The organism is Deltaproteobacteria bacterium (assembly GCA_028818775.1).
Lineage (GTDB): Bacteria > Desulfobacterota > Binatia > UBA9968 > JAJDTQ01 > JAJDTQ01.
This window is the reverse complement of record JAPPNE010000007.1, coordinates 1-12,500: the sequence shown is the minus strand read 5'-3', so window position 1 is coordinate 12,500 and position 12,500 is coordinate 1. Positions and strand designations below refer to the sequence as shown.

The window sequence follows — 12,500 nt, the reverse complement described above, 5'->3', positions numbered from 1 at the left end:
CCTATGCGCTGATCGGGATCGGCTTCACGTTGATCTTCGGCGCCATGGGCAAGCTCAACATGACCTACGCCGCGGCGTCCCTGGCCGGGGCCTACGCGGGCCTGGCCGCATTCGCCTTCGTCGACGCCCCGGCCCCGGTGGTGTTCCTGATCTCGGCGCTGGCCTCGGGGTTCCTGGGTTACGTCGCGTACCTGGCCTGCTTCAGGTTCATACCCATCAACAACCACCTGGCCGCCTTGATGGCCTCCATCGGGGGGTTGTTCTTCATCGACGAGATGGTCGTGCACGCCACCGACGGCTCGCCCCTCACCTTCCCGGCCCTGTTCGACGACGTGATGTTCGATGTCGGCCCCTACGGGGTCCGCGGCGACCTGCTGTTCGTGCTGGCGATGTGCGTCGCCGGCACGCTGGCGCTGCTCTACGTGCTCTACCGCACCCGCCTGGGCCTGGCGACCCGGGCGGTGTCCCAACAGGACGTCGCGGCGCAGCTCTGCGGCATCGACGTGCACCGGACCAATGCCACCACCTTCGTGCTCGCGGGCCTGCTCGGCGGCATCGCCGGCGCGATGACCGCATCCGCCGTGGGCGTGCTGTCGCCGCTGATCACGGTGCCGCTGACGGTCAAGGGCCTCATCGTCACGGTCATCGGCGGCCTGGGGTCGATTCCCGGCGCCATCGCGGCCGGTCTGCTGGTGGGAGGGTTCGAGAACTTCTTTCTCTACTTCCGGGGCGTCAACGAGCGCGACATGTACGTGCTGCTGCTGTTGTTCATCTTCCTGGTCTTCAGACCCCAGGGGATCTTCGGGTCGGGCGCCGACCGGGACTAGCCGCCGATGTCCTACTACTTAGGCCTCGCCCAGCTCATCGGGATCCACACGCTCCTGGGGCTGTCCGCCTACGTCCTGATGCTGACCGGCCAGCTCTCCCTGGGGCAGGCGGGCTTTTTCGCCATCGGCGCCTACTGTGCCGGGATTCTCACCGTCATCTTCGAGCTGCACATCGTGCCGGCCCTGTTCATGGCGGCGTTGGTGGCGGCGTTCTTCGCGTTCCTCGTGGGCTTTCCGGCCTTGCGGGTCAAGGGGTTGATGCTGGTGGTGGCCACCATCGCGTTCGGCGAGTTCGTGCGCCTGTTCTTCTTCAACCTGAGCTGGCGCGTGCCGCGCGACGGCATCCACGTGGGACCGGACAGCACCAACGGCTTCCGCGAGATCCGTTACTTCGTGGCCAACGGGTGGTCGGCGTGGGAGATCACCCTGTTCGTCTGGACGTTCGTCCTGCTGGTCATGGCGGCGCTGTGGTGGACGGACCGTTCCCGCGCCGGCGCGGTGTTGCGGGCGGTGGGCGAAGACGAGCTGGCGGCGCAGAGCGTGGGCCTCAGCCTCACCACGGTCAAGGTGACGGCCATGACCGTGGGCGGTTTCATCGCCGGAGTCGGCGGCGCCCTGTACGCCCACACGGCCACCTACGTGGACCATCTGACCTTCACGGTGCTGCTCGCGACCTTCGCGATCTCCTATCCGATCCTCGGCGGCCTCTCCAGCGTGTTCGGCACCCTGGTGGCGGTGATCTTCATCCAGGGCGTATTGGTGGAAGGACTCCGCTTCATGGGGGACTGGCGCAGCATCGTGTTCGGGTTGCTGATCATCGTCGCCATGAACCTGAAACCCTCGGGCCTGTTCGACGCCCGCACCGCCCGGCTCCTGAGACGCGCCGTGGGGCTCCGCGGCGGGGAGAAGTCCCGTGCTTGAGCTGCGCGGGCTGTCCAAGCATTTCGGCGGCGTCAAGGCCGTCGACGAGCTGGACCTCACCGTCAACGAAGGCGAGATCGTCGGCCTGATCGGCCCCAACGGATCGGGCAAGAGCACCACCATCAACCTGATCTGCGGCGTCTTCGGCGAGACCGCCGGCACGGTCCGGTTCCGCGGCGAGCTGATGAACGGCAAGCCGCCGCACCAGCGCCTGCGGGCCGGTCTCGCCCGCACCTTCCAGAACATCCGCCTGTTTCCCAACCTGACCGTGTGGCAGAACCTGTGGGTGGCCCAGAACTCGCCCCAGGACGTCTCGGCGCGGGGTTTCCTGCCGCGCTGGTTCGGCGCGACGCGCCGGACGCGCCGGGAGATCGCCGATCTGCTCGACCTCGCCGACCTCGGGCACAAGGACGACGAGCTGGCGTCCAATCTCGCGTTCGGGGAGCAGCGGCGGCTGGAGTTCGCCCGGGCCGCGGCGACCCGGCCGAGGCTGCTGTTGCTGGACGAGCCGGCCGCCGGCATGAACCAGCAGGAGATCGCCGATCTGAGCGGGCGCATCCACCGGGTGCGCGATTCGGGAGTGACGATCCTGCTCGTCGAGCACGTGATGGAGCTCGTCATGGGCGTGACCGAGCAGATCGCGGTCCTCAACTTCGGCCGCAAGATCGCCTTCGGCACGCCGGGCGAGGTGCAACGCGACAAGGCCGTGCAGGAGGCCTACCTGGGCGCCTCCGCCCCGGCCTCCGACCCCGGCGGCGGGAGCGCCTGAGCCCATGCTGAGCGTCCGTGACCTGGTCACTTCCTATGGTCGCATCGAGGCGTTGCGGGGCATCAGCCTGGATGCCGCCGAGGGCGAGATCACCTGCCTGCTCGGCCCCAACGGCGCGGGCAAGACCACGACCCTGTTCACCATCGCGGGAATCCTCGAAGCCCAGTCGGGGTCCGTCGTCCTGGACGGTGAAGACCTGACCCGGCTGCCGGCGGCCAAGGTGGTGTCCAGGGGTATCGCGCTGGTGCCCGAGAACCGCCTGGTGTTTCCGGGCATGGACGTCGAGGAGAACCTCCGCGCCGGCGCCTATTCCAGGCGGGCCTCGGCGGCGGAGGTTGCGGCCGACGTGGCGGAGATGTACCGGCGGTTCCCGCGCCTGGAGGAACGCAGGCATCAACCCGCCGGCACCCTGTCCGGAGGCGAGCAGCAGATGCTGGCCATCGCCAGGGGCCTGATGGCCCGTCCCCGGATCCTGCTCATGGACGAGCCCTCGATCGGGCTGGCGCCGATGATCGTCGCGGAGATCTTCGACATCATCCGCGAGCTGAACGCGGAAGGCGTCACGATCCTCCTGGTGGAGCAGAACGCCCGCATGGCGCTCGAAGTGGCTCACAAGTTCTACCTCATCGAAGGCGGCAGGATCACCTTTTCCGGGTCACCCGGCGAGATCGAGCAGGACGAGGTCATTCACCGGGCCTACCTCGGGTCGCGGCGAGGGTGACGGCCCGGTCGAGGGGACGCGGTTTGATCGACTTCATCCAGAACACCGTGGACGGGGTGATGTTCGGCTCGTCCTACGCGTTGCTGGCCATCGGGTTCACCATCGTGTTCGGCGTGATGCGCCGGCTCAACCTCGCCTTCGGCGCCAGCATCATGCTCGGCGCCTACATCGGAACGTGGCTCCATGTGCACTACCAGGTCCACGTGCTGGTGGTGGCCCTGACGACGGTGGCCTCCACCATCCTGGTCGGCATCTACGTCGAACGCTTGTGTTTCCACGCCGTCCGCCGCGACGCCGCGCTGGCGTCCATGGTGTCGAGCTTCGTGATCTGGATGCAACTGGAAGAAGCCGCGATCCACCTGCTGCCCGAGCGCACCTACGCCTTCCCGGGCCTGTTCGCGGCCGGCTCCTACGAGGCCGGCCCCTTTCTCTTCCGGACGGAGCAGACCGCGATGCTGGTGCTGGCGGCGGTCATGGTGGGCGCCCTGCATCTCCTGCTGCATCGCACCCGTTTCGGTCTGGCGTTGAGGGCGACCTCCGAAAACCCGCTGGCCGCCGCGTACATGGGCATCCACCGGACATGGACCATCCTGTGCGCCTTCGTACTGATGTCTCTGGCGGGCGGAGTCGCCGGCTTCGCCATCCTGGCGACGGACCAGCAGATCACCCCCTTCTTCGGGCTGTGGGCGACCTTCAAGGGCCTCATCGCCATGATGCTGGGCGGCATGGGCTCCTTGCCGGGCGCCATCCTGGGCGGCCTGCTGCTGGGCGTCGTCGAGGCTCATGCGCTGTGGTACCTGGGCGCCGAGTACCGGGACCTGAGCGCGTTCCTGCTGCTCTTCGCCATGCTGGTGTCGCGTCCGGGCGGGCTCCTGGGCCAGCGGATCCTGAGCCGGGAGGAGTTGGCGTTCCGGCGGGTTTGAGACATGGACGATTACGTCATCACGGTGCTGTCCAACATCGGCATGATCTCGTTCATCGGGCTCTCCGCCTACCTGCTGCTGGTGACAGGCGAGATCTCCTTCGGCCAGCACGCCTACTTCGGCCTGGGCGCTTACGCCGCCGGCGCGGTCACCGCGATGCTGCTCCTGCCCATCTGGGTGGGGATTCTCGCCGGCGCGTGCGTCGCCGGCGCGATCGCGATGGTCGTGGGCGCCCTGACCCTGCGGCTCAGCGGCCTGTACTTCTCCATCTCGACCCTGGCGTTCGCGGAGATGGTGCGCCTGATCCTCTTGATCGTCCACGTCCAGGTGGAGGTGGAGGGGGAACTTGTAGGTCCCGCCGGCGCGGAGGGATTCCACGGCATCCGCTGGATGTTCGAGCGCGACCTCAGCCTGGCCCACTTCATGCTGCTGATCTACGGCCTGCTGGCGCTGGTGCTGATCGTGCTGCTGCTCATCGAGCGGTCCCGGTTGGGTTCCGTCTTCAGAATGCTCGGCTCGGACGACCTGCTGGCGGAAATGCAGGGCCTGGACACCGTTCGCTACCGCATTCTGGCCGCGGGCATGGCCGGCGCCATCGCCGGCATCGGCGGCGCGCTCTACGCGCACTTCACCACCTACGTGGAGCCGCAGTTCTTCAACGTGATGCTCGGGGTGCACGCCCTGGCCTACGGTCTGATCGGCGGCCTCGGCACGGCGTTCGGGCCGTTCATCGGCGTGGCCATCGACATCGGTTTTCTCGAAGCGGTGCGGTTCATTCAGGGCTATCGAATGATCGTGTTCGGCGGTCTGGCGGCGATACTGCTGATCTTCATGCCGCGAGGCATCCTCGACGAGGAGCGGGTGCACCGGTTGAAGACGCTGTTCCGGAGACGAAACCATGCTGGCGCTCAGCGGCGTTGAAAAACGTTTCGGCGCACTGGCCGCCCTCGCCGGCATCGACCTCGCGGTGGAGACCGGAGACGTTCTCGGCATTGTCGGGCCCAACGGCTCGGGCAAGACCACGCTCCTGAACGTCGTCACCGGTGTCTACCCTCCCACCGCGGGGCGCGTGGCCTTCCAGGACACGGACATCACCGGGTGGGCCGGGCACCGTATCGCCCGCCTGGGGATCGCGCGCACCTTCCAGAACATCCGCCTGTTTCCCACCATGACCGTCTTCGACAACGTGTGGGCAGCGCAGCACAGCCGGGTTTCCGGCGGCCTGTTCGGCCTGTTGCGCAGCCGGCCGGCAGCCGGGTGCGGGGACGCGCGAAGAGTCGACGAGGTGCTGGAGCAGGTGGGGCTCCTGGGAGACCGGGAAGTATTGGCGAAGCACCTGCCGCTGCCGGCGCGGCGCCGCCTGGAGATCGCCCGCACCCTTGCTGTCGACGCAAGGCTTCTGCTGCTGGACGAGCCCGCGGGCGGCATGACGCCGGCCGAGACCGCCGACATGGCGCGGCTCATCCATGAAGTCGTCGCCCCGGGCCGGACCTGTGTGGTGATCGAGCACAAGATGGCCTTGATCGCGGGCGTATGCAGCCGTCTCTGCGTGCTGGATTTCGGCCGCAAGATCGCGGAAGGGCCCCCGGACCGGGTGCTTGCCGACGCCCGGGTCCGGCAAGCGTATCTGGGAGGCGAGGGTGAGCCTGATGCTTGAAGTGCGGCGGCTGCACGTTTCCTACGGCGGCCTTCGTGCCGTCCATGGAGTCTCGCTGGAAGTGCGGACCGGCGAGATCGTTTGCATCATCGGCCCGAATGGCGCCGGCAAGACCTCGATTCTCAATGCCGTCTCGGGCATCGTGGCGCCGGAAACGGGCGACGTGCTGTTCGAGGGACAGCCGATCGGGGGCCTGCCCGCGCACGCGGTTGTCGCTCGCGGCATCGTCCAGGTTCCGGAAGGACGGTTGATCTTCGGCACCCTGAGCGTGGAAGAGAATCTCCGGGTCGCCGCTCACCGCCGCGGCCCGTTCGTGCTCCGGCGCCGCGACCGTCCGGGCCTGCGGCGCCTGTTCCCCGCCCTCGCCGACAAGCTGGAAAAGCCGGCCGCCAGCCTGAGCGGCGGCGAGGCGCAGATGCTGGCCCTCGCCCGGGGCCTCGAGGCCGAGCCCCGGCTGCTGCTGCTGGACGAACCTTCGCTTGGCCTGTCACCGAAATTGGCGGAGGAGGTTTTCGCCCTCATCCGGCGATTGCGCGATCAGGGCCTGACCATGCTTCTCGTGGAACAGAACGTCCGGCAGACCCTGGCGCTCGCCGACCGGGGCTACGTGCTCGAAAGCGGGCGGATCACACTTCAGGGGACGGCTTCGGACTTGCTGTCGGACCACCGGCTCGTCTCACACTATCTGGGCGTGTCCGCCGGGGCGCCTCTCGATCCCGCTTCGGGAAGGTGAGAAATCGCCGCGACACGGCCAAGAAAGGAGAACTTCGGATGAAGGATCTACCATTTGTAGTGGTCGTCGTTGCCGCTCTGGGCCTGCTTCCGATGCCGGCAGCCGCGGCCGAGCGGAAGGCGGCCGAGGTGGAGTGCAAACCCACCGATGAGAAGCTCGTCTACGACTGCATGATCACCGTGAAGGCCAAGGGCAGCGGCGCCCCGATCGCCGGCGCCGAGTTCACGGTGGGCGCCGATATGCCGTCCATGCCCGGCGCCCACAACGTCCGACCCGTGACCGCGGAGCCGCATGGGATGGCCGGCATGTATCGGGTTCGCATCGAGCTGGAGATGACGGGCGAGTGGGCGCTCAAGCTCGATTTCACCAAGCCGGGTCGGGACCGCTTGATCAAGAAGCTTCATTTCGGCGGGATGGCCGGAAAGGAAGGGTCCGAGTCCGGGATGTCCCATGGGAAACACCAGAGCATGGGCCACGGAGTTCACAAGGGAAAAGGGAATTAGCGGCCGGACCGGCGGTTGGATCGGTCAAGACCATTCTTGTGGAAGTCATTGTCCAATGGCCCTTTCGAGGGTCTTTCGGGGCGCCGCCGCTCGGCGCCGGTACAGGAGGCAGCGATGTCAGAGGTGAAACCGGGCCTTGAAGGCGTGGTGGCCGGGGAGACCGCCATCTGCTCGGTCCGTCCGGAAGGTGAGCTGGTTTACCGCGGCTACGACGTGCACGACTTGGCCGAGCAGGCGGTATTCGAGGAGGTGGCTTACCTGGTGCTGCACGGCAGGCTTCCGAGCGGAGCCGAGTTCGGCGCGTTCGATGAGGAGTTGCGCTCGCAGCGGGGGCTGCCGCCGGGCGTGGTCGAGAGCCTGAAGGGGCTGCCGTCGGATGCGGTGCCCATGGACGCCCTGCGCACGGCGGTGTCGGCGCTGGCGCTCTACGACCCCGATGCCGGCGATGATTCCCGCGACGCCAACCTGAGGAAGGCGACGCGCCTGCTGGCGCGCATGGCCACGGTGGTGGCGGCGCTGCACCGGCTGTCCCAGGGGCTGGAGGTGGTCGAACCGGACCCCATGCTCAACCACGCGGCCAACTTCCTCTACATGCTGCGGGGCGAGCAGCCGGACGAGTTCGAGGCCCGGGTTCTGGAGGTGACGCTGATCCTGTACATGGAGCACGAGTTCAACGCCTCCACGTTCACCGCGCGGGTGATCGCCTCGACATTGTCGGACCTGTACGGCGCGGTGGTGGGCGCCATCGCCGCGCTCAAGGGGCCGCTCCACGGCGGCGCCAACGAGAAGGCCATGGACGTGATCCTGGAGATCGGCGAGCCGTCCCGGGCGGAGGCCTGGGTGGAGGAGAGCCTGCGCCGTAAGGAGCGCGTGATGGGATTCGGGCACCGCATCTACAAGACCGCGGACTCGCGCGTGGAGGTGGCCAAGAAGTGGGGGGTGCTGCTCGGCAGGCAGCTTGACGACACGCGGCTGAGCGACATCTGCATCACCGTCGAGGAGGTCATGCGGCGGGAGAAGAACCTGTGCCCCAACGTGGACTTCTACGCCGCGCCCATCTACCACATGATGAAGATCCCCATCAGCCTGAACACGCCGATCTTCGCCATGAGCCGGGTGGTGGGCTGGTCGGCGCACATCATCGAGCAGATGGACAACAACCGCCTCTACCGGCCCAACTCGCGCTACGTGGGCGCCACGGGGCTTGAGTTCGAGCCGCTGGATCGACGCGGCTGATCGGGGTTCACCTCGGCATGAGTTCGTCAGATGGTCTCGACCACGTAGTAGTCCCCGATGCTGGGCTGGGTCTGCCAGGGGTCGATGGTCTCCCTGAACTTTACGTGGGGCGGCGTGCCGCGCCAGCGTTCGTGGTGTTCGCGGGTTTCCCAGTGGAGCAGGACCATGACCCTCGAAGGATCGTCATCGCTGCACATGATGTAACCGCCGTGGCATCCGGCCTCCTTGCTGGACTGGATCGCTTCCTTGTAGGCTTTGACGTAGTCGCTCCGCTTGTCGGGATCCACCGTCTGAATCCTTACTTCGTAGATCATGGTGTCGCCTCCTTCGATGCGTGTTGCCGCGCGGTTCAGGGCGCGTTGACTTTCAGACGCCGTGCAATGATATAAGGACGCGAGCTTTTTGTCTTGGGGAAAGGAGCCGCTGCCATGCGCATCGTTGATCTCAGCATGACCGTGGAGGAGTGCGACTCGGCGCCGTTCGCCCCCGACGAGACCTACTTCAGGATCAAGCCCATCATCGACTGGGAGGACAAGGGGTTCGTCTCCAACCTCGTGGAGTTGACCGTTCACGCGGGCACCCACATCGATTCGCCGCACCATTTCTTCCGCGACAAGCCGTCGGTGGAGCAGCTCCCGCTGGAGCCGTTGATCGGCACGGCGGTGGTGCTGGACCTGTCTTTCCGGTGCCAGCCCGGAGCGCGCATCACGCCGGAGGACATGGAGCGGGCGGAGGCGGCGCTGGCCGGGCAGGGGGTACAGATCGAGCCCGGCGGCATCCTGCTGCTGCGCACCGACTGGCCCAAGGGACACCGCACCACCGACCCGTCCTGGTGGAACGACTCACCGTTTCTCTCGCGCGAGGCGGCCCAGTGGGTCGTGGACAAGCAGCCCGCGGTCATCGGCTACGACTTCGCCCAAGAGGAGAAGGGTGCCGACTACCAGCACGCCGATGAGATCCTTACCAGCGGCATGACCGTGCACCGCACCATCCTGCCCAAGGTCACCTGCCAGATCGAGAACCTCATCAACCTCGACCAGATCGGCCCCACCGCCAAGATCATCGCGCTCCCGGCCAAGTGGAAGACCGAGTCCGCGCCGGCACGGGTGGTGGCTTTGCTGGACTGATGGCGGAGACGCGCACCCGCATTGTTTCCCGGAGGCTGCCCTCGCGTCGCCGGCCCTCGGAAGGGAAGCACGGGCGCAGGGACTACGCTCGCTTCGGCGGTTCACCCACGTTCCCCGGTCCGCGATGAAGGCCGTCCGGGTGCATGAGCTGGGCGGTCCGGAGGTGCTCCGCCACGAGGAGGTGGAGGCGCCGGAGCCCGGGCCGGGCGAAGCGCTGGTGAAGGTCGCGGCCTGCGGGGTGAACTACTTGGACATCTACTACCGCTCCGGTTTCCATTGGGGCGGCCACCACGGCCGCACGCTCCCTTACATCCCCGGTGCCGAAGGCGCCGGCACCGTGATCGGCATCGGTCGGGACGTCTCCGAAGTCCGGGTCGGCGACCGGGTCGCTTATGGCATCTCCAACGGATACGGCTCCTACGCGGAGCTGGCCGCGGTGCCGCAGCGTCACTTGGTGCGGGTCCCGGAGGCGGTGGACCACCGATCCGCGGCCGCCGCCATGCTCCAGGGCATGACCGCCCACTACCTCACCCGCGACACCTACCCGGTGGGCGCCGGGGACACGGTGCTCGTCCACGCCGCCGCCGGCGGCACCGGACTGTTGCTGGTGCAGATGGCGAAGATGCGCGGCGCACGGGTGTTCGGCACCGTGTCGGCGCCCGAGAAGGCGCGCATCGCCGCGGAAGCCGGCGCCGACGCGGTCATTGACTACGCCAAGGAAGACTTCGCCGCCGAGTCGCGCCGGCTCACCGATGGACGCGGCGTCAACGTCGTCTACGATTCGGTGGGGAAGAGCACCTTCGAGAAGAGCCTCGATGCCCTGGCGCCGCGCGGCTGCATGGTGATCTACGGCCAGTCCAGCGGCGCCGTGCCGCCCTTCGACACCGCCGTGCTCAACGCCAAGGGATCCCTCTCCCTCAACCGTCCAAGCCTCACCCACCATACCACCGATCGCGCCGAGATCCTCGCCCGGGGCGGAGACGTGCTCCGATGGGTCGAGTCCGGAAAACTCGTTGTACGCATCGGCCACACCCTTCCGCTGACCCAGGCCGCCGCGGCCCATCGCCTGCTGGCGTCCCGAAAGACCACCGGCAAGATCCTGCTGACTCCGTAAGCTCGCCCCGGCCGCCGGAGAAAGAACGCCTTGGGCTAAAGAACGGTACGAGAGTGTCGATTTGTGACTGTGAGGGCAGTGCCTGTCCGCCGGGCTCGGATACTGTCCTGTATCGAGGTTGCCTTTTTGAATAATCGAACTACAATACCTGAAGTCGGCGGGGACGGAGCCATGACCGTGATCGTTCTAGAAGTCTACGAGGCGCTGATTGAAGCCGGAGCTTCCAAGGAGAAGGCGAGGTCGGCGGCAGCCGCTATCCCGCACGCCGACCATCTCGCTACCAAGGAAGACATATCCGTATTAGAGCAAAGCATCGTCAGGTTGGAGTCGTCCACCAAGCAGGACATCGCTAGGTTGGAGGCGTCTACCAAGGAAGACATCGCCAGGTTGGAGTTGTCTACCAAGGAGGACCACGCCAGGCTGGAGTTGTCCACCAAGAAGGATCACGCCAAGTTGGAGTTGTCCAACAGGGAGGACCACGCCAGGCTGGAGTTGTCCGCCAAAGAGGACCACGCCAGGTTGGAGAAGGCCTTGCGCGATGACATCGCCAAGCTCGACAAGAGCGTTGCCGTGCTCAAGCTGGCAGTCTTCACTTTCGAACCCGCCATCATCGCGTTGCTGGTGAAGCTGCTCTTCTTCCCGTAGGCCGCGTTGGCGAAGTGCGGTGCCGCATCTCACGGCGGGCGCTCCATGCGCTGTGCCTACGAGTGCAGGTCCTGTGAGAACCATTCGGTGGGCAGGTCCCTGCCGAGGCCGCGTTCCCTGGCCAACTCGTAGATCCGCGCTCCGGCGGCGGCAAACTGAAGCCCGAGCCCGACGTAGTTGAGCATGCAGGTCACTTCCGCCTCGCTTTCCCGGCCTGCAACTTTCCCTGCCATGACCTCCGCCAACTCGGGTCTCCGGCTCCAATCGGCTTCGGTGCCGCTCAGTTCCTCTCGGCGGTAGTCACCCTCGCCGGCCTCCGGGATTCGTTCCTCCTCGCCCGGCAGCGTCACCAGCCGGGCCGCTTCCCGGCTGGAAACCACCAGCCGGTCGCAGCGCAGCAGCGCGTCCACGGTCATCTCGCTGGAGCGGACGGTGGCGATGTGCATACCCTTGCGGACCCAGGCGGCCGGGAAGAAGGGTTCCAGGGCGTTGGTGGTGAGGAGCGCGATGTCGGCTGCGTCAGCAGCGTCCTCGGGAAGGTCCACCGCGCGCACCTCGGCCTCCACCCGGCCGTCCATTTCACGGGCGAAGGCCTGGCGGTGCTCCTCCGTGGGACTGTAGACCCGGACCTCCCGGATGGGCATGGCCGAGCACATGGCCAGGAGGCCCGACCGGGCCTGCCACCCGGAGCCGTAGAGCCCGAGCACCGACGATTCAGGACGCGCCATGTACTTGGCCGACAAGGCGTTGGTGACGCCCACGCGGATGGCCTGGACGAGGCCGTCGGGGAAGATGGCCAGCAGCTCGCCGGTGGCGGTGCTGAACAGGAACACCAGGCCCACGTACTTGTCACCCATGGCCAGGGGCACCTTGACACGGCGCCGCTCGCCGTCCACCTCCGGCCAGGTGACGATATCCGAGGTCAGCCGCGCCGCGGTCACGCCGAAACGCGGCATGGAGCCGCCGGCGGACTTGAGGCCGTGGTAGCTTCCCTCCAGCGGCCCCGGCACCAGCAGATCCTGGCGCGGCAGGTTCGCCGCGGCGCCGTTGCCCAAGTCGATGAACGCAGGCTCCAACACCCTGAAGCATTCCTCCAGGGTGAAGCAGCTCTCGATCTCCTCGTTGGTGAGGATCAGCGTCATGATGCCCGCGTGCCGGCGCCCCGTGACGGGCTGCCAGGGAGCGTCCTTCGACTTCGCTCCGCTGGCGCTCCGCTACGCTCAGGACGAACGGAAAGTGGAACCTCTGACCGTTCGGAAAGTGGAACTTCCACCGTTCGTCCTGAGCGTAGCGGAGCGCCAGCGGAGCGAAGTCGAAGGACGCA

General features: G+C 67.0%; 16 protein-coding genes. 14 read left to right on the top strand and 2 right to left on the bottom strand.

The annotated features are described in order from the left end of the window. The 10 genes from OXU42_00660 to OXU42_00615 all read left to right on the top strand — a co-directional run. A partial coding sequence (locus OXU42_00660; GenBank protein ID MDE0027902.1) for a branched-chain amino acid ABC transporter permease occupies nucleotides 1-827 on the top strand: 827 nt, incomplete at its 5' end. A 6-nt stretch (nucleotides 828-833) separates the two neighbouring features. Beyond that, nucleotides 834-1,748: a branched-chain amino acid ABC transporter permease gene (locus OXU42_00655; protein ID MDE0027901.1), complete on the top strand. Its 915-nt coding sequence runs from the start codon at nucleotides 834-836 to the stop codon at nucleotides 1,746-1,748. Next, a complete protein-coding gene (locus OXU42_00650) occupies nucleotides 1,741-2,517 on the top strand; it encodes an ABC transporter ATP-binding protein (GenBank protein MDE0027900.1) in 777 nt (258 codons plus the stop codon). The genes OXU42_00655 and OXU42_00650 overlap by 8 nt, the downstream gene beginning before the upstream one ends. Nucleotides 2,518-2,521: 4 nt before the next feature. Further along, entirely contained in the window at nucleotides 2,522-3,238 is a 717-nt protein-coding gene (locus tag OXU42_00645) for an ABC transporter ATP-binding protein (protein MDE0027899.1), read from the top strand. Between the two features lie 23 nt (nucleotides 3,239-3,261). Beyond that, nucleotides 3,262-4,161 (top strand): branched-chain amino acid ABC transporter permease, encoded by a 900-nt coding sequence (locus OXU42_00640; protein MDE0027898.1) that lies wholly within the window; start codon nucleotides 3,262-3,264, stop codon nucleotides 4,159-4,161. Nucleotides 4,162-4,164: 3 nt separating this feature from the next. After that, nucleotides 4,165-5,082 carry a branched-chain amino acid ABC transporter permease gene (locus OXU42_00635; GenBank protein MDE0027897.1) on the top strand — a complete coding sequence of 306 codons (918 nt, stop codon included), beginning with the start codon at nucleotides 4,165-4,167 and terminating at the stop codon, nucleotides 5,080-5,082. Next, a complete protein-coding gene (locus tag OXU42_00630; GenBank protein MDE0027896.1) occupies nucleotides 5,060-5,818 on the top strand; it encodes an ABC transporter ATP-binding protein in 759 nt (252 codons plus the stop codon). The genes OXU42_00635 and OXU42_00630 overlap by 23 nt, the downstream gene beginning before the upstream one ends. Further along, nucleotides 5,811-6,551 carry an ABC transporter ATP-binding protein gene (locus OXU42_00625; GenBank protein MDE0027895.1) on the top strand — a complete coding sequence of 247 codons (741 nt, stop codon included), beginning with the start codon at nucleotides 5,811-5,813 and terminating at the stop codon, nucleotides 6,549-6,551. The genes OXU42_00630 and OXU42_00625 overlap by 8 nt, the downstream gene beginning before the upstream one ends. A gap of 38 nt (nucleotides 6,552-6,589) precedes the next feature. Further along, nucleotides 6,590-7,054 carry a FixH family protein gene (locus OXU42_00620; GenBank protein ID MDE0027894.1) on the top strand — a complete coding sequence of 155 codons (465 nt, stop codon included), beginning with the start codon at nucleotides 6,590-6,592 and terminating at the stop codon, nucleotides 7,052-7,054. 114 nt (nucleotides 7,055-7,168) lie between these two features. Beyond that, a complete protein-coding gene (locus OXU42_00615) occupies nucleotides 7,169-8,290 on the top strand; it encodes a citrate synthase (protein ID MDE0027893.1) in 1,122 nt (373 codons plus the stop codon). 26 nt (nucleotides 8,291-8,316) lie between these two features. On the opposite strand, the gene OXU42_00610 is transcribed toward OXU42_00615, so the two are convergent. Then, nucleotides 8,317-8,604 (bottom strand): antibiotic biosynthesis monooxygenase, encoded by a 288-nt coding sequence (locus OXU42_00610; GenBank protein ID MDE0027892.1) that lies wholly within the window; start codon nucleotides 8,602-8,604, stop codon nucleotides 8,317-8,319. Nucleotides 8,605-8,718: 114 nt separating this feature from the next. Between OXU42_00610 and OXU42_00605 the strand changes: the two genes are divergently transcribed. The 3 genes from OXU42_00605 (at nucleotide 8,719) to OXU42_00595 (ending at nucleotide 11,176) form a co-directional block, all read left to right on the top strand. Further along, on the top strand, nucleotides 8,719-9,417 hold the full coding sequence (locus OXU42_00605) for a cyclase family protein (GenBank protein ID MDE0027891.1): 699 nt from the start codon (nucleotides 8,719-8,721) through the stop codon (nucleotides 9,415-9,417). A 124-nt stretch (nucleotides 9,418-9,541) separates the two neighbouring features. Further along, nucleotides 9,542-10,531 carry a quinone oxidoreductase gene (locus tag OXU42_00600; protein MDE0027890.1) on the top strand — a complete coding sequence of 330 codons (990 nt, stop codon included), beginning with the start codon at nucleotides 9,542-9,544 and terminating at the stop codon, nucleotides 10,529-10,531. Between the two features lie 177 nt (nucleotides 10,532-10,708). Continuing rightward, nucleotides 10,709-11,176 (top strand): hypothetical protein, encoded by a 468-nt coding sequence (locus OXU42_00595; GenBank protein MDE0027889.1) that lies wholly within the window; start codon nucleotides 10,709-10,711, stop codon nucleotides 11,174-11,176. Between the two features lie 56 nt (nucleotides 11,177-11,232). On the opposite strand, the gene OXU42_00590 is transcribed toward OXU42_00595, so the two are convergent. Continuing rightward, nucleotides 11,233-12,318 carry an ornithine cyclodeaminase family protein gene (locus OXU42_00590; protein MDE0027888.1) on the bottom strand — a complete coding sequence of 362 codons (1,086 nt, stop codon included), beginning with the start codon at nucleotides 12,316-12,318 and terminating at the stop codon, nucleotides 11,233-11,235. Here OXU42_00590 and OXU42_00585 point away from each other — a divergent pair. Next, nucleotides 12,317-12,500 (top strand): hypothetical protein (locus OXU42_00585; protein ID MDE0027887.1); only part of this gene is annotated, 184 nt, incomplete at its 3' end. The two genes, OXU42_00590 and OXU42_00585, sit on opposite strands and share 2 nt — an antisense overlap.

What these genes read in the sequence shown, in the direction of transcription:
- OXU42_00655 (MDE0027901.1), top strand. Translation starts at nt 834, where the DNA reads ATGTCCTACTACTTAGGCCTCGCCCAGCTCATCGGGATCCACACGCTC.
- OXU42_00645 (MDE0027899.1), top strand. Translation starts at nt 2,522, where the DNA reads ATGCTGAGCGTCCGTGACCTGGTCACTTCCTATGGTCGCATCGAGGCG.
- OXU42_00635 (MDE0027897.1), top strand. Translation starts at nt 4,165, where the DNA reads ATGGACGATTACGTCATCACGGTGCTGTCCAACATCGGCATGATCTCG.
- OXU42_00630 (MDE0027896.1), top strand. Translation starts at nt 5,060, where the DNA reads ATGCTGGCGCTCAGCGGCGTTGAAAAACGTTTCGGCGCACTGGCCGCC.
- OXU42_00625 (MDE0027895.1), top strand. Translation starts at nt 5,811, where the DNA reads ATGCTTGAAGTGCGGCGGCTGCACGTTTCCTACGGCGGCCTTCGTGCC.
- OXU42_00620 (MDE0027894.1), top strand. Translation starts at nt 6,590, where the DNA reads ATGAAGGATCTACCATTTGTAGTGGTCGTCGTTGCCGCTCTGGGCCTG.
- OXU42_00615 (MDE0027893.1), top strand. Translation starts at nt 7,169, where the DNA reads ATGTCAGAGGTGAAACCGGGCCTTGAAGGCGTGGTGGCCGGGGAGACC.
- OXU42_00610 (MDE0027892.1), bottom strand. Translation starts at nt 8,604, where the DNA reads ATGATCTACGAAGTAAGGATTCAGACGGTGGATCCCGACAAGCGGAGC.
- OXU42_00605 (MDE0027891.1), top strand. Translation starts at nt 8,719, where the DNA reads ATGCGCATCGTTGATCTCAGCATGACCGTGGAGGAGTGCGACTCGGCG.
- OXU42_00600 (MDE0027890.1), top strand. Translation starts at nt 9,542, where the DNA reads ATGAAGGCCGTCCGGGTGCATGAGCTGGGCGGTCCGGAGGTGCTCCGC.
- OXU42_00590 (MDE0027888.1), bottom strand. Translation starts at nt 12,318, where the DNA reads ATGACGCTGATCCTCACCAACGAGGAGATCGAGAGCTGCTTCACCCTG.